Here is a 25,077-nt window from a genome sequence, read left to right as displayed (position 1 = left end):
ACAGAATATGAAATTAAAGAGGAATGTATATGAAATCATCAAACAAACTCATGGTTCTTGGTATAGTTTTTTCTATCGCAGTATTGATTGTAATCGGGACGATTGTGTATAGCATCATAAATGACAAGAAAGATAAAGGGAATGAGATGTTTGCTTATTCTACGCAACAATCTTTAGGGAAAGATGATGCTCCAGTTAAGGTAGTTGAATTTGGAGACTTTAAATGTCCTGCTTGTCGTACTTGGGATGTAACGGTATTACCACGATTAAAAGAAGAGTATATTGATAAAGGTAAAGTGCAGTTATATTTTATTAACTTCCCGTTTATCGGAAAAGACTCTGATTTAGGTGCAGCTGCCGGTGAAGCAATTTATAAACAAGATCAAGATTCATTCTGGATTTTCTATGATGAGATTTATCAAAATCAAAAGAAAGATACGGAAGAATGGATTACAGAAGAATTACTTCTTAATATTGTGAAAGAAAAGCTTCCGAAAATTAATGTAGAACAGTTTAAAAAAGATTTACACAGTAAAGAAATGAAAGACAAAGTACGTAAAGATTCAGATCGTGCTCAAAAATTAAAAGTTCAAGGTGCTCCTTCAGTATATATAAATGGGAATCTTGCAAACCCTGATTTCGATAGTATGAAGAAGGCGATTGATAAAGAATTGAAAAAGTGATGAGGTATCTCATCACTTTTTCGACTTTTTTCGATAAATTTCTTGCTTCGATTTTTTTTACATGCTATACTACTTTACATAAGTTATTTCAATATCTTATATTTATTCATATTTGCGGGTGTAGTTTAGTGGTAAAACAAGAGCCTTCCAAGCTCTGGTCGAGAGTTCGATTCTCTTCACCCGCTCCAAATTTTATTTAATGTTTTTCTAATAAATTGTGATCAACGCAGTGTTTCGTTTCTAAGATAAACGAAGCATTGCGTTTTTTTAATGTTTGAAAATCATAATTGTATGCGAAAATAGAAGTAAAGAATATTATTCCAAAAGTGAATTGCTAACCAATATAGTCGTTACATAAGGGATGGATTCATCGGAGGAGGCGATAAAGAATGGATTTTGAACAATTAAAGCAAGATGTAATTGCGTATAGTAAAACGATTGGTATAGATAAAATAGGTTTTGCCAGTGCTTCACCATTTGAGGAGTTAAAGCAGCGTCTAATCCAGCAACAACAATTGAATTATCAGTCTGGATTCGAAGAACCTGATATAGAGAAGAGAACGAATCCACAGCTATTGTTACCTGGTGCGAAATCAATTATTGCGATTGCTTTAGCGTACCCTTCAAAATTAAAAAATGCACCATTAAGTAAGCGTGGAGAACGTCGCGGGATTTTTTGTCGTGCTTCTTGGGGCCAAGATTATCACCTTGTTTTACGAGATCGTTTGCAAAAGTTAGAGGCGTATTTAATCGAAAAGCTTCCGGATATAGAAGTGAAATCAATGGTTGATACAGGGGAGCTAAGTGATCGAGCTGTTTCAGAGCGTGCCGGTATTGGATGGAGTGGTAAGAACTGCGCTATTATTACACCGGAATTTGGTTCGTATGTATACTTAGGAGAAATGATTACGAATGTTCCATTCCCTCCTGATCGGCCAATAGAAGATCAATGTGGAAGTTGTACGAAATGTATTGATATTTGTCCTACAGGTGCTTTAGTACAAGGCGGGCAGTTGGACTCGAAGAAATGTATTGCATTTTTAACACAGACAAAAGGATTTCTGCCTGAAGAATACCGCGATAAAATAGGAAATCGTATATATGGATGTGATACGTGTCAGACTGTTTGTCCGAAAAATAAAGGAATGGATTTTCATAACCATCCTGAAATGGAGCCTGATCCTGAATTAGTTAAACCATTATTAACACCACTTTTAACAATTGGTAATCGTGATTTTAAGGAAAAATATGGGGTTATGTCTGGTTCATGGAGAGGTAAAAAGCCATTGCAACGAAATGCTATTCTAGCACTTGCACATTTTAAAGAAACAGCAGCAATTCCTGATTTAATCGGTGTTATGAAAGATGATCCAAGACCAGTACTTCGGGGAACAGCAGCATGGGCACTTGGGAAAATTGGTGGAGATGGAGTAGGAGAAGCCATTGAAAAAGCGATGGAACGTGAGAAAGATGAAGAGGTTCTTCATGAAATGAATCGTGGACTTGAATTGTTAGCACAGAAAAAAGAGTAGATAATATCTCCCTTTTTCATATTGTAATATGGGAGGGAGACGAAATGGTTGTAAAAGCGAATATTGAAAAGCAAGTGCAACAGTTTTTAGCATATATAACAGAGAAACGAACAGATGTAGATGGTATTGCAGTAGATTTGTTACAAATGGTACAGAGAAAGAAACAATTGTTTCAAAAGCGTAGTGCACATATAGTGAAAGCAACTGCAGATATTTCTTTCATTAGACAATTAAATAGTAATGAGCATCAAGAAATTGATTATCAAATACACTTGAAATATTTAATTAAGCATAAAGAATTATTTTATATCGAAGAGGAACAATTAAAACGACGAGTTTGTTTGAAAAATAGTCGTATAATAGATGATTATGCTCTTGAAGTGTCAGAAGAAATAGGAATAGGTGAAACGTTAGAACGGGAAGTCACGAAAGAAAAATACGGTTCATATCAATATAATCGTTTAGAGGCAGTGAAATATGCAGAGCGTTGGTGGGATGATCGCAATCCTGCATACCGTAATTTTCCTGATAATTGTACAAATTTCATTTCACAATGTCTGCACACTGGAGAAGTGCCAATGAATGGACATCCTAATATTCGTAAAGGGTGGTGGCAAAGGGGAAACCAGTGGAGTTGGAGCTGGGCTGTAGCACACTCTTTTTATTGGTATTTGTCAGGTGCTACAGCTGGTCTTCGAGCAGAAGCAGTAGAAAAGCCAGAAGACCTTATTCTTGGCGATGTAATTGCGTATGATTTTGAGGATGATGGTAGGTGGAATCATACGACAATTGTAGTAGCAAAAGACGCAGATGGTATGCCGCTTGTAAATGCACATTCAGCGAATAGCCGCAGGCGTTATTGGAACTATGAAGACTCTAGTAAATATACACCACAAATGAAATATAAATTCTTTCATATTATTAATGGGTAGAGATTTTTCGTTCAAGTGGTATAATACGTAGTAGACAAAAAATAGAGGTGAATATCGCGTGGGAGTACATGTTGTTTTATATCAACCAGAAATTCCAGCAAATACAGGGAATATTGCACGTACTTGTGCAGCAACTGGAACAGAGTTACATTTGATTAGACCGCTTGGATTTTCAACGGATGACAAAATGTTAAAGCGTGCAGGACTAGATTATTGGCAGCACGTAAAAGTTACGTATTATGATTCAATCGAAGAATTTTATGAGAAAAATAAAGATGGTGAATTCTTCTATTTAACAAAGTATGGCGAGAAAGCTCATACAGCATTTGATTATAGCAAACGTGAGAAGGATTACTATTTCGTATTTGGAAGAGAAACAAATGGATTACCAGCTAATGTAATTGAAGAAAACTTCGATCATTGTTTACGTATTCCAATGACGGATAAAGTACGTTCATTAAATTTATCTAATACAGCAGCAATTTTAATTTATGAAGCGTTCCGTCAACAAAATTATCCAGGATTAGATTTAGAAATCGTTTATTAAAAGTCGCCATTTGGCGACTTTTTTATTTTTTAAAAAAATATGTAATCATACATTTTAAAAAAGGTACATATTCATATAGAATGAGATATATGAATAAAAATAGATAAGACGGGTTGAGATAAATATGAAGGAACAATATAATAATCAAAATACCTTTTTAAGTATGATAGATATGGATTTAGTAAGACAGGGACTGTTACATGCTATTCAAGATTTAGTGTTTATTGTGAAAGTTATTGACGATGAAACTTTTAAATATATTTATGTGAATAAAATAGGAATGGATCACGCCAGGCTAGGGAAAGAATGTTATGGAAAAACTTTTGCAGAAGTATTACCAGAAGATACGGCAAGGTTATTGCAAGGACAATATGAAAAAGTAATGAGAGAAGCGAGAGCAAATACATTTTGTGATGTAATTAGTTTGCCAACTGGTGATATACATTATGAATCTTCACTTAATCCAGTATGCGATGTAAATGGAACATGTCAGTTTATTATTTGTATTACTAGAGATATTACAGCACAGGTTAAGAAAAAAGCGGAAATAGAAGAAAAACAAATGTTATTTAAGTCATTACTAGAATATAATAATGATTCCATTGTATCTGTAGATTCTATTGGAAGAATTACATATGCAAATCCAGCAACTTATGAAATTTTTGGGTATCGATATGAAGAGCTAAAGGACCAATTTATTTTTCAGTTTATAAATAAAGAATATGAAAAAACTTTTCAAATTATATTTAAGAATGCTTTACAGGGAAAAGCAAAACAAATTGTTGCAAAGAAATATGTTCATAAAGAAGGATATGAACTTTATATTTCTGTGAGGACTATCCCCATTATTGTGAATAGTGAAATCGTTGGGGTGTACATTGTTACGAGGGATGTTACGAGGCAAGTATTAAATGAGATGAAAACAGAGTATTTGGCTTACTTCGATCAGTTAACGGGGTTAATGAATAGAATATCATGTACAAATAAACTAAATGAATTTTTAGATGATAATAAAGAATTTGCATTGGTTTTTATAGATTTGGATGAATTTCACCTTATTAATGATACATTTGGTCATAAAGAAGGGGATCAAGTATTAAAAAAAGTTACTGAATGCCTACGAGAACTAAAAATAGAAGATATGCATTTATTTAGAGAACATGATGATCAATTTGTTATGTTAATAGAAAATATAACGAAAGAATGCGTAGAGGAAGTGGTACAAACAATATTAAAAAGAATTAGTGAGCATTTTGTAATAGAAGAAGAGGATGTTTATTTGAGTGCATCAATTGGGATTGTAATGGCTCCAAAAGATGGAATGGATGAAAAAATGCTTTTCCAAAGAGTCGACACAGCTTTGGAAAAAGCAAAGGAAAAAGGAAAAGGATATTATCATTTTTATTGTAGTGGATTAGATTGTGAACGTGAACAAAGGTTTATAATAGAGAATCAGTTACATCGTGCTATAGAGAAAAATGAATTTTTCCTATATTATCAACCTCAAATTAATATTGAAACGGGAAAGATAGCCAGTATGGAAGCCTTAATAAGGTGGGAGAATAAGGAGCTAGGATTTGTCTCGCCAAATCAATTTATCCCACTTGCTGAAAGAACAGGATTTATTATTAAACTTGATGAATGGGTAGTACATCAAGTTTGTGAACAGATACGTGAATGGTTAAATAAAGGGTATGAAGTTGTACCAATTGCAGTTAATATTTCAGCTAGACATTTTCGTTCTATTACACTAATAGAGATGATTACACGTGCTTTAAATAAGTACAACGTCCCCCCTCATTTATTAGCAATAGAAGTTACAGAAGGGGCTCTTATACATAAAGATTTATCGAAAAGAGTGTTAATGCAGTTAAAAGAACAAAATTTAAAGATTCATTTAGATGACTTTGGAACGGGATATTCATCTTTAAGTTATTTAAAAACATATCCGATTGATACGTTAAAAATTGATCGTTCTTTTATGGAAGGCATATATAAAGATGAAAGAGATACGAATATTACGGCTGCAATTATTCATTTAGCACATACTCTAGGGTTAAATGTAATTGCAGAAGGAGTAGAAAAAGCGGAACAAATACAATTTTTAAAGGAAAAGAATGTGAAACTCGTACAAGGTTATTTTTATAATCGTCCTTTATCGATATACGATGTGGAAAATATTTATTTTAAATAGTGTATAAAAAACAAGAAAAAAAGTGATGTGCTGAAAAGCACATCACTTTTTATGTGTACCTGGTTTATCGTTATAACCAGATGTGAAAATGGCTGTAAGAAATGTGAGTGATACACCTAAAATTAATAATAACTTCATCCTAATTTCCTCCTTACTTTTTCGGTTTACGAATCCTATTTGTGAATCGAAATGTATGTAAGGTTCCTAGAAGAAAAGAATTTATTTACAATGAATAGCAGCGTAAAAACTTTAATACCTTTATTATACAGAATTTTCTTTGAATTTTGGAGAGAATTTTATAGCGCTATTATATATTTCGTTTTGATTTAAAGAATGTTTAAGGACATCCTAGCATACCTTTTATAATAATCCGATTGAACAAGGAGATGGGGGAGGAGCTATAATGGATATTCTAAAGAAAATTGAACAATATCGGGAAGCAGAAGAACGTTTACAATGGGAAGGTACGTTTGCGGAGTATTTGGAGCTTGTGAAAGAAAGACCATGGGTGGCTCAAACAGCACACTCTCGCATTTACAATATGATAAAAGATGCTGGAATTGAAGAAGTTGATGGTAGAAGAAAATATAACTTCTTTAGTAATCAGCTATTTGGATTAGAGGATGCCTTAGAACGCCTTGTGGAAGAATATTTTCATCCATCTGCAAAACGATTAGATGTTAGAAAACGTATTTTGTTATTAATGGGGCCTGTTAGTGGGGGGAAATCAACATTAGTTACGATGTTGAAACGAGGATTAGAAACATATTCACGAACAGATCGTGGAGCGATTTTTGCATTAAAAGGCTGCCCAATGCATGAAGATCCACTTCATTTAATTCCGCAGCATTTACGGAATGATTTCTTTGATGAGTATGGAGTAAGAATTGAAGGGAATTTATCACCATTAAATGTTATGCGTCTAGAGCAAGAATACGGGTCAAGAATTGAGGATGTAGTTGTAGAGCGTATTTTCTTCTCTGAAGATCGCCGTACAGGAATTGGTACATTTAGTCCTTCTGATCCAAAATCACAAGATATTGCCGATTTAACAGGTAGTCTAGACTTTTCTACAATTGCAGAATACGGTTCGGAATCAGATCCTCGTGCATATCGATTTGATGGAGAATTAAATAAGGCGAACCGTGGAATGATGGAATTCCAAGAGATGCTAAAATGTGATGAGAAATTTTTATGGCATTTATTATCGCTTACACAAGAAGGGAATTTTAAAGCAGGAAGATTTGCGCTTATTTCAGCAGATGAATTAATTGTAGCGCATACAAATGAAACAGAATATCGTTCCTTCATAGCAAATAAGAAAAATGAAGCATTGCATTCACGAATTATTGTAATGCCGGTTCCATATAATTTACGGGTTAGTGAAGAAGAACATATTTATGAAAAAATGATTCGTGAAAGTGATGTGTCAAATGTTCATATTGCACCGCACACACTTCGCGTTGCAGCAATGTTCACTATTTTAACTCGTTTAAAAGATCCGAAGCGTCCGGATATTGATGCAATTAAAAAGATGCGTTTATATGATGGAGAAACGGTAGAAGGGTATAATGCGATTGATGTAGAAGAATTGCAACGCGAATATCAAGATGAAGGTATGAAGGGGATTGATCCTCGTTATGTCATTAACCGAATTTCTTCTACAATTATTCGAAAAGAGGTACCATCTATTAATGCACTAGATGTACTGAGATCGCTAAAAGACGGATTGGATCAGCACCCGTCAATTAGTAGTGAAGACCGAGAGCGCTATATGAATTTTATCTCATTAGCGAGAAAAGAATACGATGAAATTGCTAAGAAAGAAGTGCAAAAAGCGTTTGTTTATTCATACGAAGAATCAGCTAAGACACTTATGGATAATTACTTAGATAACGTCGAAGCGTACTGCAATAAATCAAAATTACGGGATCCTTTAACAGGTGAAGAAATGAGCCCAGATGAAAAACTTATGCGTTCGATTGAAGAGCAAATTGGCATTTCAGAAAATGCTAAAAAGGCATTCCGTGAAGAAATTTTAATTCGCATTTCTGCTTATGCACGTAAAGGGAAGCGCTTTGATTATAATTCACACGAGCGTCTTCGTGAAGCGATTCAGAAAAAATTATTTGCTGATTTAAAAGATATAGTGAAAATTACAACATCAACGAAAACACCAGATGAAAATCAGCTTAAGAAAATCAATGATGTTGTTGCACGCTTAATTGATGAGCATGGCTATAATTCTTCATCCGCGAATGAATTGTTACGATATGTAGGTAGTTTGTTAAATCGATAGTTTGATAACAAAACGCTGTCTCTTATTCTTGGGACGGCGTTTTGTTATCTATTGATATTTGTAAAAAATGTCATAGCTTGTCCGAATATAATAAATTAAGATGCGATTTTATGAATTTATTGTCAATTATTTTTACAATATGCATATGATAGAGTAACCAACCATTCATACAAAAAAGCCAACACAATACAATATGTTGCAAAACGAAAATGTGTGCAACAATGCATTGTGTTTCTTTCTTATCAACGGCTGAATGTTTCTTTCTATTATGTGAGTGGCAAAATTTTGTTTAAGATGCTCGGAGTATTGTATGAAAAACGCTATATATGTTTATGGGATGATTTTCGATGAACAGTTATTTTTCAAATATTATAGTTACGCACACTAGAAAACAAAATTATAGATTGCTGTTCATAAGAGAAAACAAATACAGTAAGGAGGGAAAGGCATGGGCGAAGAAAATCAACCAAACTATACAATTTCACAGGAAAACTGGTCCCTCCATCGCAAAGGATATGACGACCAACAACGCCATCAAGAAAAAGTACAAGAGGCAATTAAAAATAATTTGCCAGATCTTGTAACAGAAGAAAATATTGTTATGTCTAATGGTAGGGATGTTGTGAAAATACCGATTCGTTCTTTAGATGAATATAAGATTAGATACAATTATGATAAAAATAAACATGTTGGGCAAGGGAACGGTGACAGCAAAGTTGGCGATGTCGTTGCGAGAGATGGATCAGGTGGTCAAAAGCAGAAAGGACCAGGAAAAGGGCAAGGGGCAGGAGATGCAGCTGGAGAAGATTATTATGAAGCAGAAGTCTCAATTTTAGAACTGGAGCAAGCGTTTTTCAAAGAGTTAGAGTTGCCTAATTTAAAGAGAAAAGAACTGGATGAAAACCGGATTGAACACATTGAATTTAATGATATTAGAAAAACAGGATTATGGGGAAATATCGATAAGAAACGAACGATGATATCTGCATATAAACGAAATGCAATGCGTGGTAAAGCATCTTTCCATCCAATTCACCAAGAAGATTTAAAGTTCCGTACTTGGAATGAAGTGTTAAAGCCAGATTCAAAAGCTGTTGTATTAGCGATGATGGATACGAGTGGATCGATGGGGATATGGGAGAAGTATATGGCACGTAGCTTCTTTTTCTGGATGACAAGATTTTTACGCACAAAGTATGAAACCGTAGACATTGAATTTATTGCTCACCATACGGAAGCGAAGGTCGTTACAGAAGAAGAATTTTTCTCAAAAGGAGAAAGTGGTGGAACGATCTGTTCTTCTGTGTACAAAAAAGCACTTGAGTTAATCGATAATAAATATTCACCAGATCGCTATAATATTTATCCATTCCATTTTTCAGACGGTGATAATTTAACTTCGGATAATGCTAGATGCGTAAAGCTTGTGGAAGAGTTAATGAAGAAGTGTAATATGTTTGGGTATGGGGAAGTGAACCAGTACAACCGCCATAGTACGCTTATGTCAGCCTATAAAAATATTAAAGATGAGAATTTCAGATATTATATTTTAAAGCAAAAAGCAGATGTATTTCATGCAATGAAAAGCTTTTTTAAAGAAGAATCAGGAGAGAAAATGGCATAACCTCTTATAAAAGGGGTTATTTTTTTGTGAAATTTTTAAGAAATTTTTGCGAAATATTTATATTGTTAGTTGACACTGAAAATGAAAATCATTATCATTTATTCGAGAAATGATTACATTTTGATTTATATATTTTGGAGGAGATGTAAAGTTGAAAAGAAATAAAAGAAAACATATAAATGCGATGTTAATAGCGGCGACGTTATCGTTACCGTTTGCTGTATATTCGACACCGGCTTTAGCGGCAGTAGCAATTGAGGCGAATAAAACTGGACAGACTTTAGAAGATGGTACATATGATGCTGTTATTAAAGCGTATAAAGATAAAACGAATGAAGAGTCTATGGCAGCTGTTTATATAAAAAATCCGAAATTAACAATTGAGAATGGAAAGAAAATTGTAACGGCAACGTTAAGTGATAGTGATTTCTTTCAATACTTGAAAACAGAGGATATTGATACTCCTGGTGTATTCCATGATGTAAAAGTCATATCAGAGGATAAAAAGAAAAATGGGACGAAGGTTATTCAATTTGAAGTTGGAGAATTAGGAAAAAGATATAATATGCAAATGCATATTTATATTCCGACAATGGCCTATGATAATAAGTATCAAGTGCAATTTGAAGTAAATGCATTGAATTTAGAAGGCAATGTTCCAGAAGAACAAAAGGAAAATAAAGAAGATAAAGTGGATCAACAAGATGAAAGTGCAAATGTAATAGTAGATAAGCAATTGCAAATGCATATTAATAAATATAACTTGAATAGAGAGAATCTAAATACGCCAATAACTAAGGAAGATTTATTAAAAGTTAAATCTTTAATAGTCGTTGAGGCAAAAAGTAAAGGAATAAAAGACGTAAGCGGTCTAGAATATATGACGAACTTAGAAAACTTAACGTTGGAAGAAGTTAAGTTAGAAAATATACAGTTTATCTCGAAAATGAGACAATTAAAATCATTAAGTATAACTTATGGTGAACTCGAAGATATTGGACCTTTGGCTGAGTTAGAGCATGTTGAGATTTTAAGTTTGAGAAACAATAAAATTTCAGATTTAAGCCCATTGAGTCAAATGAAGAAGATTAAAATGTTAGATTTAAACAGCAATTATATAAAAGATATTAAACCATTATTTACAGTAACGACTTTAAGGACTTTGACTGTAGCAAATAATCAAATTAGTAATGCTAATCTTGCTGGGATTGAGCAATTGAAAAATGTGAAAAATTTATCTTTAAGTAACAATGGACTTACTAATATCGAGCATATTACCTCAATGAAAAAGTTAGTGGAGTTAGACCTTTCTAAAAATGAATTAAAAAACATCGAACCTTTATTAAGATTATCTACTGTACAATCACTTAATTTAGAGGAAAACTATATTTCAGATATAACACCACTTAGTCAATTAACAGGTTTATATGATTTAAAGCTGGGTTCGAATGAAATTCGTGATGTTAGACCTGTCCAAGAATTAGGAAAAAGAATGTATATCGATATTCAAAGACAAAAAATCTTTTCAGATGAAGCAAGCGTGGATGAAGAAATAAAAATTCCAATATACAATCTTAAAGGAGAAACACTTCAAAATATTAATGTGAAAAGTGAAGAGGCTACTCTGAATAACGGGTTTATAAAATGGAATAGTCCTGGAGAAAAAATATATGAATTTAAACTAGATACGAATTCTGCTGAAAGTAAAATAAGATTTAATGGGACGGTTATACAAAGTATAGTTGAAAAACAAACAGAAAGTAAAAATGTAATTCTTGATAAAAATTTACAACAACATATTAATAAAAAGAATTTTGGTAGAGAGAATCTAAATGCCCCTATAACAAAAGAAGATTTATTACAGATTAAAACATTAGAGATACTTAAAGAAAAAGAGATAAAAGATCTAACTGGTTTAGAATACATGACGAACTTAGAAAACATCACTTTAGAAGGAGTAGGGTTGAAAAATATTGAGTTCATCTCAAACTTGAAACAATTGAAAGAGGTGAATGTATCTCATAATAAAATTGAAGATATAACGCCGTTATCTTCACTGGAAAATTTACAGTGGTTAAACCTTGCGGATAATCATATTAAAGATGTATCAGTTCTTGGTTCAATGTTAGACCTACTAAGTTTAAAATTAGATGGAAATGAGATTCGTGATGTAAGGCCGTTAATACAATTAGGTCAATGGTTTTCAATTGATGTCGGAAGACAAAAAATCATTTTAAATGAAGCAAAAGTAAATGAAGAAATTCAAGTTCCCGTATATGACTTAGAAGGAGAAACTATTGAGAATATTAAACTAACAAGTGAGGGGGGAACGTTTAATAATGGAGTAATGAAATGGAGTACTCCAGGTGAAAAGGTATATAAATTTGATTTAGATTCGGATGAAACTAGTATAAGTTTTAACGGAACAGTAATCCAGAATATAGTTGAAAAAGAAGAAGTGACAGAACCAACAAAAGAAGTTGAAGAAATAAAAGAAGAAGTAAAAGAGCCGATAAAAGAAGTTGAAGAAACAAAAGAAGAAGTAAAAGAGCCGGTAAAAGAAGTTGAAGGTACAAAAGAAGAAGTGAAAGAACCAGTAAAAGAAGTTGAAGAAACAAAAGAAGAAGTAAAAGAGCCGGTAAAAGAAGTTGAAGAAACAAAAGAAGAAGTAAAAGAGCCGGTAAAAGAAATTGAAGAAACAAAAGAAGAAGTAAAAGAGCCGGTAAAAGAAGTTGAAGGTACAAAAGAAGAAGTAAAAGAGCCGGTAAAAGAAGTTGAAGGTACAAAAGAAGAAGTGAAAGAACCAGTAAAAGAAGTTGAAGGTACAAAAGAAGAAGTAAAAGAGCCGGTAAAAGAAATTGAAGAAACAAAAGAAGAAGTAAAAGAGCCGGCGAAAGAAGTTGAAGGTACAAAAGAAGAAGTGAAAGAACCGGCGAAAGAAGTTGAAGGTACAAAAGAAGAGGTAAAAGAATCAGCAACTGGATTGGATCAAGAGCCAAAAGGGAATAATCAAGTTGGTCCAGTAAAAGTGGTAGGACAAGAGAGTGCGAAAGAAAAAGATTCAAATAAACAACATGCTAATAAGCAAGAGGAAAATCAGAAGTCTTTAGCAGCAACTGGTGGTCAAGCTAACACACCGATCTTACTTTCTGGATTAGCACTTGTTCTTTCAGCATTAAGTATGTTTGTATTTAGAAAGAGATTATTTAAGAAATAAATAACGTTTTATCTTATTATTATACAAAATGATTATATAAGTTTTTGAGAAGACCTTATTATAGCAATTTCATGTTGAAATATGCTTATGATAAGGTCTTTTTGAATAGGGGAAGGATATTAATACGAGGATGTTTCGATTGCTTAAATAATGGAGCAACTGTAGCGGAAACTGTAAGTCCCTTTCGTTCACTATATGTTCAAAATGTATGAAGAAATAATATGAAATATTGCATTTTATATCATTTCATCCAGATAATATGTTAATTTCTTGAATGGAATATATAAATAGGGGGGCAATAATATGAACAAGAAATCAAAGATCAATAAAGTTTTGCTTAGTATTAGTACAATGGCGCTATCGCTCGGAGCAATTCAAACGAATGTATCAGCAGAAGAAAAGGTACCGTATAATGTATTGCATTCGAAACCAGTTGGAATTGAAAAACCAGTAGATGAGATCGGACACGCTTCTAAAGCCGAGGAAACATTATCATTTCAAGAACGTTTAAAAGTAGGAGATTTTTCACAGCGACCAGCATCTATTACGAAGAACTCGGCAGTAAAGCAAGCTAAAGAAAGCTATTCAATGGCTGATTTAAACAAAATGAATGATCAAGAATTAATTGAAACGTTAGGCAGTATTAAGTGGCACCAAATTACAGACTTATTCCAGTTTAATGAAGATGCAAAAGCCTTTTATAAAGATAACGGAAAAATGCAAGTAATTATAGACGAATTAGCTCATAGAGGTAGTACATTTACGAAAGATGATTCAAAAGGAATTCAAACGTTTACTGAAGTGTTACGTTCAGCTTTTTATCTTGCATTTTATAATAATGAATTAAGCGACTTAAATGAAAGAAGCTTCCAGGACAAATGTTTACCAGCGTTAAAAGCTATTGCGAAAAATCCCAACTTTAAGCTTGGAACAAATGAGCAGGATACAGTCGTATCTGCATACGGAAAATTAATTAGTAATGCATCAAGTGATGTTGAAACGGTGCAATACGCATCGAATATTTTAAAACAATATAATGATAATTTTAATGCATATGTAGACGATCGTATGAAAGGACAAGCTGTATACGATATGATGCAAGGCATTGATTATGATATACAGTCTTACTTAAATGAGGCTCGTAAAGAAGCGAATGAAACGATGTGGTATGGAAAAGTAGATGGGTTTATTAATGAAATAAATCGTATTGCTCTTCTAAATGAAGTAACGCCAGAAAATAAATGGCTCGTTAATAATGGAATTTATTTTGCTAGCCGATTAGGGAAGTTTCATAGCAATCCAAATAAAGGATTAGAAGTTGTTACACAAGCAATGCATATGTATCCACGTTTAAGTGAACCGTATTTTGTTGCAGTAGAACAAATTACAACAAACTATAACGGGAAAGATTATAGCGGGAATACGGTAGATTTAGAGAAGATACGTAAAGAAGGAAAAGAGCAGTACTTACCAAAAACGTACACATTCGATGATGGGTCTATTGTGTTCAAAACAGGAGATAAAGTATCAGAGGAAAAAATTAAGAGATTATACTGGGCAGCAAAAGAAGTAAAGGCACAATATCACCGTGTGATCGGAAATGACAAAGCTTTAGAACAAGGTAATGCAGACGACGTATTAACGATAGTAATCTATAATACTCCAGACGAATACCAGTTAAATAGACAATTGTATGGATATGAAACAAACAACGGTGGAATTTATATTGAAGAGACAGGGACATTCTTTACATATGAGCGTACGCCAGAGCAAAGTATTTATAGTTTAGAAGAGTTATTCCGTCATGAGTTTACTCATTATCTTCAAGGGAGATATGAAGTTCCCGGTTTATTTGGAAGAGGAGATATGTATCAAAATGAAAGATTAACTTGGTTCCAAGAAGGGAATGCAGAATTTTTCGCAGGATCTACTCGTACAAATAACGTTGTACCAAGAAAGAGCATCATTAGTGGATTATCATCTGATCCTGCAAGCCGTTATACAGCAGAGCGTACACTATTTGCTAAATATGGTTCTTGGGATTTCTATAACTACTCGTTCGCATTGCAGTCTTACTTATATACTCATCAATTTGAAACGTTTGATAAAATTCAAGATTTAATTCGTGCGAATGATGTGGGAAATTATGATACGTATCGTGAGACTTTAAGTAAAGATTCTAAGTTAAATAAAGAGTATCAAGAGTATATGCAGCAGCTAATTGATAATCAAGATAAGTACAATGTGCCGGAAGTAGCAGATGATTATTTAGCTGAACATGCACCAAAAGCACTAACAGAAGTGAAGAAAGAAATTAGTGAAACGTTGTCTATGAAAGATACAAAAATGACAAAGCATACATCTCAATTCTTTAATACATTTACATTAGAAGGCACGTTTACAGGTAGTGTAACAAAAGGTGAGTCAGAAGACTGGAAAGCAATGAGTAAAAGAGTAAATGAGGCTTTAGAACAATTGACGCAAAAAGAATGGAGTGGCTACAAAACGGTTACAGCATACTTCGTTAATTATCGTGTGAATAGTTCAAATGAATTTGAATATGATGTAGTCTTCCATGGTATCGCAAAAGATGACGGAGAAAATAAAGCTCCGACGGTTAATGTAAACGGACCTTATAATGGGTTTGTAAAAGAAGGAATTCAATTCAAAAGTGATGGATCAAAAGACGAAGATGGAAAAATCGTTTCTTATTTATGGGATTTTGGAGACGGCAGAACAAGTAAAGAAGTTAATCCAGTACATGCATATGAAAGAGAAGGAACTTATAAAGTAGCGTTAGTAGTAAAAGATGATAAAGGAAAAGAGAGTAGAAGCGAAACAACTGTTACGATTAAAGATGGGAGTTTAACAGAATCTGAACCAAATAATCGTTCAGAGGAAGCAAATCGTATCGGGCTAAACACTACTATAAAAGGTAGCCTTATCGGCGGGGATCACACCGATGTTTATACATTTAATGTAGCATCAGCGAGAGATATCGATATTTCTGTTTTAAATGAGCATGGAATCGGGATGACATGGGTACTTCACCATGAATCAAATATGCAAAATTATGCAGCTTACGGTCAAGCAAATGGAAATCATATAGAAGCAAAATTTAATGCAAAACCAGGTAAGTACTACTTGTATGTATATAAATATGATAATGGCGATGGAACATACGCATTATCAGTAAAGTGAAACTTTAATCAGCGGGGGTTCTGTTCATCCCCCACTGGTTATTAGTTGAACCAATCGGGCTTTTATGGGCAGTTATCTCCCACCTAACTTCCTCGCATTCGCCGAATTTTGAAGTGGGAGTTTTACTGCCCGTTAATGCGGGATAAAATAAGTACTCTTCCAATGTATGTTTAACTTTACTTTTTGTGGAAAATAGTATATTATATAGATATACAATATATCGGTTATTTACTAGGAGGAGCCTGTCACAATAGGTTTCTCCTGTTCTTTTTTAGAGGCCTGTCTTACAGGTTTTTCTTTAAAGATTAAATAACTGAAAATTAAGAATGATGATCTTTGAAAGAGGTGAGGCATAGATATAACAAAAAAGGATTGTTTAAGAAAGGGGGATAAGAAATGATCTTGTTTGGTTATCCACTTGAAACAATTTATTTATACGGATTTATAATTGCAACTATACTTACTGTTATTTATATCTTTTTTGGAGATATATTTGAATCAATATTTAGTTTTGGAGGCGGATCTGTATCCGTTGTAACGTTGCTACTTAGTTTTTTCGCCATGTTATGTGGACTTAGTTATATAGGAGAGTATTTATATTCCTATAATAGTCTCGTTATTTTCGGGGGCTCATTTGCTATATCTTTTATCGGTGTTTTCATAATGAAAATACTAATTTTAAAACCAATTGCAGAGGCAGAGCAAAATACAATGCACCGTATGGATGAATTTATTGGCCGAAAAGGAGAAGTAATTATATCGATTCCGAAAGAAGGATTTGGAGAAGTATTAATTTCATCCCAATTTGGAAGTAATGCAATACCAGCGAAAACAATTGGAAAAAAAGATATTTCACAAGGAACCGAGGTCATTATTGAGGGAGTTCAAGATGGTGTTTTACTTGTACAAAACATCGCTTATTCTTTAAAAAAACCAAAATTATAAGGGGGAATTTACATGACGATTCCATTAATTATCGGTGGAGTTTTACTCGCAATTTTACTTCTACTCATTTTAGTATTCATTACGAAGTATCGTACAGTGGGTCCAGATGAAGCATTAATTGTAACAGGAAACTGGCTTGGTGGTGGAAAGAATGTTGTTATCACTGATGATGGAAAGAAGATCAAGATTATCCGCGGTGGTGGTACTTTCGTTGTTCCAATTATGCAACGGGCAGAACTTCTTAGCTTATTAAACTACAAATTAGAAGTTGGAACACGTGATACATATACGAAACAAGGTGTACCGATTACAGTAAACGGTGTTTCTATTATTAAAGTAGGATCGACAATTGAAGAAGTTTCTACAGCAGCTGAACAATATTTAGGAAAAGAAACGGAAGAGTTAAAAGTAGAAGCAAAAGAAGTTTTAGAAGGGCATCTACGTGCTATTTTATCTTCTATGACAGTAGAAGATGCTTATAGTAATAGAGAGCAATTCGCACAAAAGGTGCATGAAGTAGCTTCTACTGATTTGAAGAAGATGGGACTTCGCATCGTTTCCTTTACAATTAAAGAAATAATGGATAAAAACGGTTACTTAGATGCACTTGGTCAGCCGCAAATCGCAATGGTTAAGCGTGATGCAACAGTTGCGAATGCAGAGCGTGAAAAAGAGGCACGAATTGAAAAAGCTCGTGCTGAGAAAGAAGCGAAAGAAGCGGAATATCAACGTGATGCACAAATCGCTGAAGCTGAAAAACATAAGGAATTAAAAGTACAATCTTATAAGAGAGACCAAGAACAAGCTCGTGCAGATGCAGATCTTTCTTACGAATTACAACAAGCGAAAGCGCAACAAGGTGTTACAGAGGAGCAAATGCGAGTTAAAATCATTGAGCGTGAAAAGCAAATTGAGTTAGAAGAAAAAGAGATTGCGCGTCGTGAAAAGCAATACGATGCAGAAGTAAAGAAAAAGGCAGATGCAGATCGCTATGCTGTTGAACAATCAGCTGAAGCGGAAAAAGTAAAACAAATGAAAAAAGCAGATGCAGATCAATATAAAATTGAAGCAGAAGCAAGAGCACGTGCAGAAGAAGTTCGTGTAGAAGGTTTAGCAAAAGCAGAAATTGAAAAAGCACAAGGTCAGGCAAAAGCAGAAGTACAAAAGGCACAAGGTACAGCCGAAGCAGATGTTATTAGGTTAAAAGGTTTAGCAGAAGCAGAAGCGAAACAAAAAATTGCAGAAGCATTTGAATTATATGGGCAAGCGGCAATTATGGATATGGTTCTAAAAATGCTTCCGAGTTATGCGAAAGAAATTGCAAGTCCACTTAGCAATATTGATAAAATTACAGTTGTCGATACAGGCGGCGGTGGTAAGAATAGCGGCGCCGGAAAAGTTGCAGGTTATGCGACTGATTTAATGGCAACAATGCAGGAAACACTAAAAGCTTCTTCTGGTATTGATTTAAAAGAGTTATTAGAAGGGTTTGCAGGAAAAGGGGCAGTACAACAATTAGCAAATGATAAACCTGTTGTATCTGTAGTAGAAGATAAGGAAAAAGAAGTAGAAAAAACTAAAGAATAGTAAGATGGAAAGAACCTCTAGTAAGTGGGATACTAGAGGTTCTTCTGTGAATTATAATATTTCGAATAATATACATTTTTATACATTGTTTTAATTATTAAATTTTTATAGAATGAAGTATGTATGCAATAATCTTTTAAATTTAGAAAGATGAGTAAAGAGAAATAAAGAGTCTCATTAACGTATTTATATCTTATAATTTTTATAAATAGATTAATTGTAAGTTATTGCATGTAAAACGGTATGAAGGGGTAGGAATATGTTTCAAAGGAAATTAAGGAGTAGTAGTTTAAAAACAAAGTTACTTGTGTCATTTATTATTATTTTAATTCTTCCAAGTATTGTAATTGGTTGGACGTCTTATCAGCAGGCGAAAACAAATTTTAATGAAACGATTTTAAAATCGGCGAAAGATAATATAAAAATTTTGGATAATGTAATTAATAAGGAATTGGATAGTAAAAAAGTAGATGCAACTTATTTTACGAAATTATTTACACAATCAAGTTACCAAGCGGATCAAATTCAAAACATCCAAAATAAACTAGAAGAATATAATAAATTACATCCAGAAATGGAAGCGATCTATACAGGATCTAGTAATGGACAATTTATTCAATCACCAGCTATTCAAATGCCCGAAGGATATAATCCTACAGAAAGAGATTGGTATAAAGAGGCAGTGAAAAAAAGCGGAGAAGTGATTGTAACTGCTCCATATAAGTCAAAAACGACAGGGAATATTGTTATTACACTAGCAAAACAAAACGAAGATAAAAGTGGTGTTCTCGGGATTGACTTAATTATCAATGATATTGTAACTACTTCTAAGATGGTTAATATCGGTAAGGAAGGGTATGTAGCGATATTTGATCAAGATAAAAATGTAGTCGCACACCCGACACTGAAGCCAGGAGAGAAATTAGAAGAGAAACTTAGTAAGGAATTTTATAAACAGGAAGCTGGTGATTTTCATTATTCATTAGATGGTGAAGATCGTAATATTACTTTTAAAACGAGTAAGAAAACTGGATGGAAAATAGCAGGAATTATGCCTTCAAAAGAAATTATTCAAGCGGCGGAGCCTATTTTCTATAAAACGATAACTGTTATTGGTATTTCATTAATGATCGGCGGGGTTTTAATTTACTTTATAATTGCTTCTATTATTAAACCGTTAAAACAACTTGTAATATCATCGAAAAAAATTAGTGAAGGTGATTTAACAGAATCAATTACAGTTCATTCTAAAGATGAAATTGGGCAGTTAGGAGAAAGCTTTAACGAGATGGCATCATCATTACATAATGTCATTTCCAATATAAATATTTCAGCAAGTCATGTAGCAGCATCTTCAGAAGAATTAACAGCTAGCATGAAGCAATCAGGTGAAGCGATAGAGCAAATTACACAAGCGATGGAACAAGTATCGAGTGGTGCAGAAATACAAACGCGGGAAGTTGAAGAAGGAGCGACTTTGTTAGAAGAAGTTACAGAAGGAATTCAGCGTGTTGCGGATAGCTCTTCATTAGTATCCACAGCATCTATGTATACGAAGAAAAAAGCTGAAGATGGTGGAAAGTTAGTTGAACAAACTGTGAATCAAATGCAATTAATTCATGAGTCTGTTTCACAGTCAGACAAAGTCATTACGTTATTAGATGATAAGTCAAAGCAAATTGGAGCTATTCTAGAAGTGATTCAACATATTGCACAGCAGACAAACTTATTAGCATTAAATGCTGCAATTGAGGCTGCAAGAGCTGGAGAGCAAGGAAGAGGTTTTGCAATTGTAGCAGATGAAGTACGTAAACTAGCGGAACAATCGGGACAGTCTTCTACGGAAATTGGAAAGTTAGTGAAAGAGATACAATTTGATATAAAAGAAACTGTAAGTTCTATGAATCAAGTTGGGACAGAGGTACAATCAGGGCTTGTAGTTGCAAATGAGGCGAAGCAAAGCTTTGTAGAAATATTGAAATCTACAAATGATACAGTTGTACAAATTGATAGTATGGTAGATGTAGCGAAGCGAATGACGATAGATACAAAACAAGTAAGTGCATCTATTAATGAAATTGCAGCAACGATTGAAGAAAATGCAGCAAGCGTTCAAAATATTGCTGGCTCCTCTGAAGAACAAGTAGCTTCAGTAGAAGAAATAAATTCAGCAGCAGTTCATTTATCGGGAATGGCAGAAGAACTACAAGTAATGATTGGTAAATTTAAAGTGTAATAACAAGCATTAAGAAACGGGGTAGTAATTTTACTTCGTTTCTTTTTTTATGAAGATAAAGATAAAGAAATATATAGTAGCCGTGTTATGATTGAAGGTGAAAATCAAAAAACTGTATTTTCTTTAAATTCTATCTTTAGTCATGTTAGGGGAATGGTTTTGAAATTTAAAAAATTAAAGCTGCAACCGAGAATTACATTAACTATTAGCACACTTATTCTTGTTGTACTGCTGTTAACAAGTTATTTATTTTACTATATATTATCTGAAACAGTAGAGGAGCAAATTGGAAAAAGAGCGTTGCATGTTGCGAAAACAGTTGCTGCTATACCGGAAATCCAGGAAGCTTTTCAAAAAGAAAATCCAGCTTCTATTATTCAGCCAATTGCAGAAAAAATTCGAATCGAAACAGATGCTGACTTTATTGTAGTTGGAAATAAAGATGGTATTCGTTATGCACATCCTAAGCGAGATAAAATAGGAGAAGCTATGGTGGGCGGAGATAACAAAGGGGTTCTATTAGAAGGGAAATCTTACGTTTCGAAAGCAACGGGATCATTAGGGCCTTCATTACGCGGAAAAGTCCCAATTCGTAATCAGGATAATGAAATTATTGGTGTAGTATCTGTCGGTTTTTCAATGGATGATATTCATGGAGCGATAGAAGTATATGGAAAGCGTGTGTTTTGGATTACAATAACAGGTCTGTTAATTGGGATAATTGGCTCTGTATATTTAGCAAAAAGTATTAAGCGGATGATGTTTGGAATGGAGCCAGAAGAAATTTCATCTTTATATGAGGAGCATAGTACAGTTATTCAATCTGTACGTGAAGGGATTGTAGTAATTGATAAAAATGGAATGGTTAGTTTAGTAAATCAAGCAGCATACGATATCCTTTCTTTAGATAAACAACAAAATGTAATAGGGAAATTTATTTTAGATGTTATTCCTAATTCATCGATACTGGATGTACTTCAAACCGGAGAAGAACAATTTGATCGCCAATTAAATATAAAGGGGCAGGATGTTATTGCCAATCGTCTCCCTATTAAAGTTAATCATAAAGTAACGGGTGTAGTATCCAGCTTACGCCTGAAATCTGAGATGGATCAATTAACAGCGGAATTGTCTCAAACACGGCAGTATACAGAGGCATTACGGGCGCAAACGCACGAATATAACAATTTATTGTATACGCTTTCAGGTCTTATTCAATTAGAGTCTTATGAAGATGCTTTAGAGCTTATTCATAAGGAAACGGCAGTATATCAAGAGTTCGTTCAATTTATTATGAAACGAATTCAAAATCCATGGTTAGGTGGGATTTTAATTGGATTTTATAATAGGGCACGAGAGTTGAAGATTGATTTTATGCTAGATCGGGAAAGTAGTTTAGAAAATTTAAGCCCACATATTGAGAGTAATTACGTTGTTTCTATTTTAGGGAATTTGATCACGAATGCATTTGAAGCAATTGAAAGAAATCAAGATCATGATAAGAAAGTAAGAATGTTTGTAACAGACATTGGGGAAGAAATATTAATTGAAGTAGAAGATTCAGGACAAGGTGTTCATGATGAAATAATTACAAGCATATTCTATAAAGGTTTTTCGACGAAGGCGGGCGAAAAACGTGGATATGGATTAGCGAAAGTGAAAGAGTTAGTGGAAGATTTAAATGGAAGTATTGCGATTGAAAAAGGGGATTTAGGTGGTGCTTTATTTATCATTGCATTACCGAAAGAGAGAGGCGAATTGTAATGAATGAGGGGATTGAAGTATTGATTGTAGAAGATGATATTCGGATTGCGGAAATTCATCGTCGTTTTACTGAAAAAATTGAGGGGTTTAAAGTAATTGGAACAGCAACGACTGGGGAACAGGCGAAAGAATGGCTAGAGTTTGTAAAGCCACAACTCGTTTTATTAGATGTATATTTACCTGACATGCAAGGGACAGAACTCGTCACATATATTAGGCATAATTTGCATGATACAGATATTATTATGATTACAGCCGCATCAGAGACGGATGTAGTGCGGCATGCTTTACGAGGCGGGGTAACAGATTATATCGTAAAGCCACTTACATTTGATCGGTTTAAAACAAGTTTAGAAAGTTATCAAAAGAAGATTACGAAGTTAAAGAAAAATGCTCAATTATCTTCAGAACAGATTGAACATCTATGGTCCCAAAGAGGGGTGCAGGCAAATCCAATAGAATATGCGCCAAAAGGAATCGATCCTTTAACGTTAGCAAAAATAAAAAAGCATATGTTAACTGTTAATGAGGAGGGAATTACTGCAGAGATGCTAAGTTCAATGGTAGGTGTAAGCCGATCAACTGCGAGGCGCTATTTAGAGTATTTGATCTCTGGAAAGAAAGTGCATGCGGAGCTTATATATGGAAGTGTGGGGAGGCCAGAAAGAAGGTATTTCCGCGTTTCTTCATAGGGGACTTTCACAACAATAAAAACAGTAGAGGATTACATTTCCTCTACTGTTTTTTCTAGTTTCATCTTATATTGGAATAATTCCAATTACAATTCCAGTAATCAACATAACCATTGTCGTTCCAACAGCCCAAAGTAAAGTAAAGCGTTGGTGTTCACCAAAATCAACTTTGGCCATTCCGACTAATAAATAAGTGGAAGCGACAAGAGGGCTTAGTAAGTGAACAGGTTGCCCAAGTAATGAAGCGCGCCCCATTTCAGCTGCGCTAACTCCGTAAGCCGCAGCGGCTTTTGTTAAAATAGGTAATACCCCGAAGTAAAACGCATCATTGGACATGAAAAATGTGAACGGCATACTTAGAAGAGCTGTAATAATTGGAAGCTGAGGTCCAAGAGCATCTGGTATGAGAGTAACCACACTTTGAGCCATCGCATCTACCATTTTTGTTCCAGATAGAATACCTGTGAAAATTCCAGCAGCAAATACGAGAGAAACAACGGCTAAAACGTTTCCAGCGTGAGACGCAATACGTTCTTTCTGTTGTTCTAAGTTTGGATAGTTAATCATAACGGCAATAGCAAAAGCAACTGTAAATAACACAGGTAACGGCATAACTTCTAGTATGAGACAGACGAGTAGGGCAACAGTTAATAAAAAGTTAATCCATAGCAGTTTAGGACGTTTATGTACTGCAGCTTCGACTGTTGCAGCTTGCTCATCCATTGTTTGCATTTGTTTTAAATACTGTACATCCATAATTCCTAAACGTTTCCTTTCCTTTTTTCCAAGGTAGTAGGCAACGAAAACAACCCAAATGGCACCAGCAATCATTCCTGGTATAAGCGGTGTGAAGAGCTCGGATGCTTCAAGTCCAAGTGCGCTCATAACCCGAGCTGTTGGTCCACCCCAAGGTGTAAGATTTGTCACTCCTGCTCCTAACATAACAACCCCAGCTAATATAAGTGGATTCATTCCGAGACGTTTATACAGTGGATACATTGCAGCAACTGTAATCATATATGTTGTTGTACCATCACCGTCTAGAGAGACGATAATAGTTAATATAGCTGTACCGACAACAATTTTTAAAGGATCTCCTTTTACGAATTTCAATATTTTACCGATTACGGGGTCGAATAAACCACTGTCAATCATAATTCCGAAATATAAAATGGCAAACATAAGCATAATACCAGTAGGTGCCAATTTCTTAATTCCCTCTAGCATCATAGGCCCCATATCTGCATAAAATCCACCAATTAACGCGAATATAATTGGAATTAATATTAATGCTACTAATGCTGACATACGTTTAGTCATAATTAAAAACATAAAGACAAATACCATTGCGAATCCAAGTAATGCTAACACATAATCTCCCCCTCAAAAATGATTGCGCTTTCAAAATAAAATAAAAATTCTGAAAAAGGTTTTTTGTTTATAATAAGAGTTTCAATAGGGATGGTAAATAATTAGAAAAATAACATCATTAGAAGCATAATTTTTATTTTGATCATTTTGTTCACGAGGTAATTTTGAATTTTTAAAAAGATAAATACCTGTATGCAAGAATGGTAGAATAAGGTGAAAAAGAGAAGCGCGTGAAGTAGGGAGTAGATTTTGA

Annotated in this window: 15 protein-coding genes, 1 tRNA gene and 1 pseudogene; 16 read left to right on the top strand and 1 reads right to left on the bottom strand. The window is 34.0% G+C overall.

Going from position 1 to position 25,077, the window contains the following annotated elements; genetic code table 11:
- The first annotated feature begins 29 nt into the window (after positions 1-29).
- From ACE38F_RS25145 to ACE38F_RS25070, 16 genes and pseudogenes are all read left to right on the top strand, one after another.
- Positions 30-683, top strand: a complete 654-nt coding sequence (locus tag ACE38F_RS25145) for a DsbA family protein (protein WP_002204548.1) — start codon at positions 30-32, stop codon at positions 681-683.
- A gap of 114 nt (positions 684-797) precedes the next feature.
- Positions 798-871, top strand: a tRNA-Gly gene (locus tag ACE38F_RS25140).
- Positions 872-1,072: 201 nt separating this feature from the next.
- Positions 1,073-2,215 (top strand): tRNA epoxyqueuosine(34) reductase QueG, encoded by a 1,143-nt coding sequence (gene queG / locus ACE38F_RS25135; RefSeq protein ID WP_215555162.1) that lies wholly within the window; start codon positions 1,073-1,075, stop codon positions 2,213-2,215.
- 44 nt (positions 2,216-2,259) lie between these two features.
- Positions 2,260-3,147: an amidase domain-containing protein gene (locus tag ACE38F_RS25130; RefSeq protein ID WP_002204546.1), complete on the top strand. Its 888-nt coding sequence runs from the start codon at positions 2,260-2,262 to the stop codon at positions 3,145-3,147.
- A gap of 58 nt (positions 3,148-3,205) precedes the next feature.
- Complete coding sequence (trmL, locus tag ACE38F_RS25125; RefSeq protein WP_000538149.1) at positions 3,206-3,694, top strand: tRNA (uridine(34)/cytosine(34)/5-carboxymethylaminomethyluridine(34)-2'-O)-methyltransferase TrmL; 489 nt, start codon at positions 3,206-3,208, stop codon at positions 3,692-3,694.
- A gap of 124 nt (positions 3,695-3,818) precedes the next feature.
- Complete coding sequence (locus ACE38F_RS25120; RefSeq protein ID WP_375370754.1) at positions 3,819-5,888, top strand: sensor domain-containing protein; 2,070 nt, start codon at positions 3,819-3,821, stop codon at positions 5,886-5,888.
- Positions 5,889-6,291: 403 nt separating this feature from the next.
- The gene (locus ACE38F_RS25115; RefSeq protein ID WP_375370755.1) at positions 6,292-8,187 is read left to right on the top strand and encodes a PrkA family serine protein kinase; all 1,896 of its coding nucleotides are present in this window, start codon (positions 6,292-6,294) and stop codon (positions 8,185-8,187) included.
- Positions 8,188-8,635: 448 nt separating this feature from the next.
- The gene (yhbH, locus tag ACE38F_RS25110; RefSeq protein WP_002113900.1) at positions 8,636-9,811 is read left to right on the top strand and encodes a sporulation protein YhbH; all 1,176 of its coding nucleotides are present in this window, start codon (positions 8,636-8,638) and stop codon (positions 9,809-9,811) included.
- Positions 9,812-9,962: 151 nt separating this feature from the next.
- The gene (locus ACE38F_RS25105; RefSeq protein ID WP_375370756.1) at positions 9,963-13,028 is read left to right on the top strand and encodes a leucine-rich repeat domain-containing protein; all 3,066 of its coding nucleotides are present in this window, start codon (positions 9,963-9,965) and stop codon (positions 13,026-13,028) included.
- Positions 13,029-13,331: 303 nt separating this feature from the next.
- Positions 13,332-16,229 carry a collagenase ColA gene (gene colA / locus ACE38F_RS25100; RefSeq protein ID WP_375370757.1) on the top strand — a complete coding sequence of 966 codons (2,898 nt, stop codon included), beginning with the start codon at positions 13,332-13,334 and terminating at the stop codon, positions 16,227-16,229.
- Between the two features lie 396 nt (positions 16,230-16,625).
- Positions 16,626-17,174 (top strand): NfeD family protein, encoded by a 549-nt coding sequence (locus tag ACE38F_RS25095; protein ID WP_215580519.1) that lies wholly within the window; start codon positions 16,626-16,628, stop codon positions 17,172-17,174.
- A 12-nt stretch (positions 17,175-17,186) separates the two neighbouring features.
- Positions 17,187-18,761, top strand: a complete 1,575-nt coding sequence (locus tag ACE38F_RS25090; RefSeq protein WP_085308997.1) for a flotillin family protein — start codon at positions 17,187-17,189, stop codon at positions 18,759-18,761.
- Positions 18,762-19,020: 259 nt separating this feature from the next.
- Positions 19,021-20,055: pseudogene (locus ACE38F_RS25085) on the top strand (HAMP domain-containing protein); the annotation flags it as partial.
- Positions 20,050-20,997, top strand: a complete 948-nt coding sequence (locus tag ACE38F_RS25080) for a methyl-accepting chemotaxis protein (protein WP_445819119.1) — start codon at positions 20,050-20,052, stop codon at positions 20,995-20,997. The pseudogene ACE38F_RS25085 and the gene ACE38F_RS25080, both read left to right, overlap by 6 nt.
- A gap of 153 nt (positions 20,998-21,150) precedes the next feature.
- Entirely contained in the window at positions 21,151-22,761 is a 1,611-nt protein-coding gene (locus ACE38F_RS25075) for a sensor histidine kinase (protein ID WP_341307986.1), read from the top strand.
- Positions 22,761-23,453: a response regulator gene (locus ACE38F_RS25070; RefSeq protein ID WP_199674495.1), complete on the top strand. Its 693-nt coding sequence runs from the start codon at positions 22,761-22,763 to the stop codon at positions 23,451-23,453. Before ACE38F_RS25075 ends, ACE38F_RS25070 begins: the two co-directional genes overlap by 1 nt.
- A gap of 66 nt (positions 23,454-23,519) precedes the next feature.
- On the opposite strand, the gene ACE38F_RS25065 is transcribed toward ACE38F_RS25070, so the two are convergent.
- Positions 23,520-24,824, bottom strand: a complete 1,305-nt coding sequence (locus tag ACE38F_RS25065; protein ID WP_215555169.1) for a CitMHS family transporter — start codon at positions 24,822-24,824, stop codon at positions 23,520-23,522.
- Positions 24,825-25,077 lie beyond the last annotated feature (253 nt).

Origin of the sequence: Bacillus altaicus (genome assembly GCF_042136375.2) — a bacterium.
GTDB lineage: Bacteria > Bacillota > Bacilli > Bacillales > Bacillaceae_G > Bacillus_A > Bacillus_A cereus_U.
This window is presented reverse-complemented; position numbering and strand designations above follow the sequence as displayed.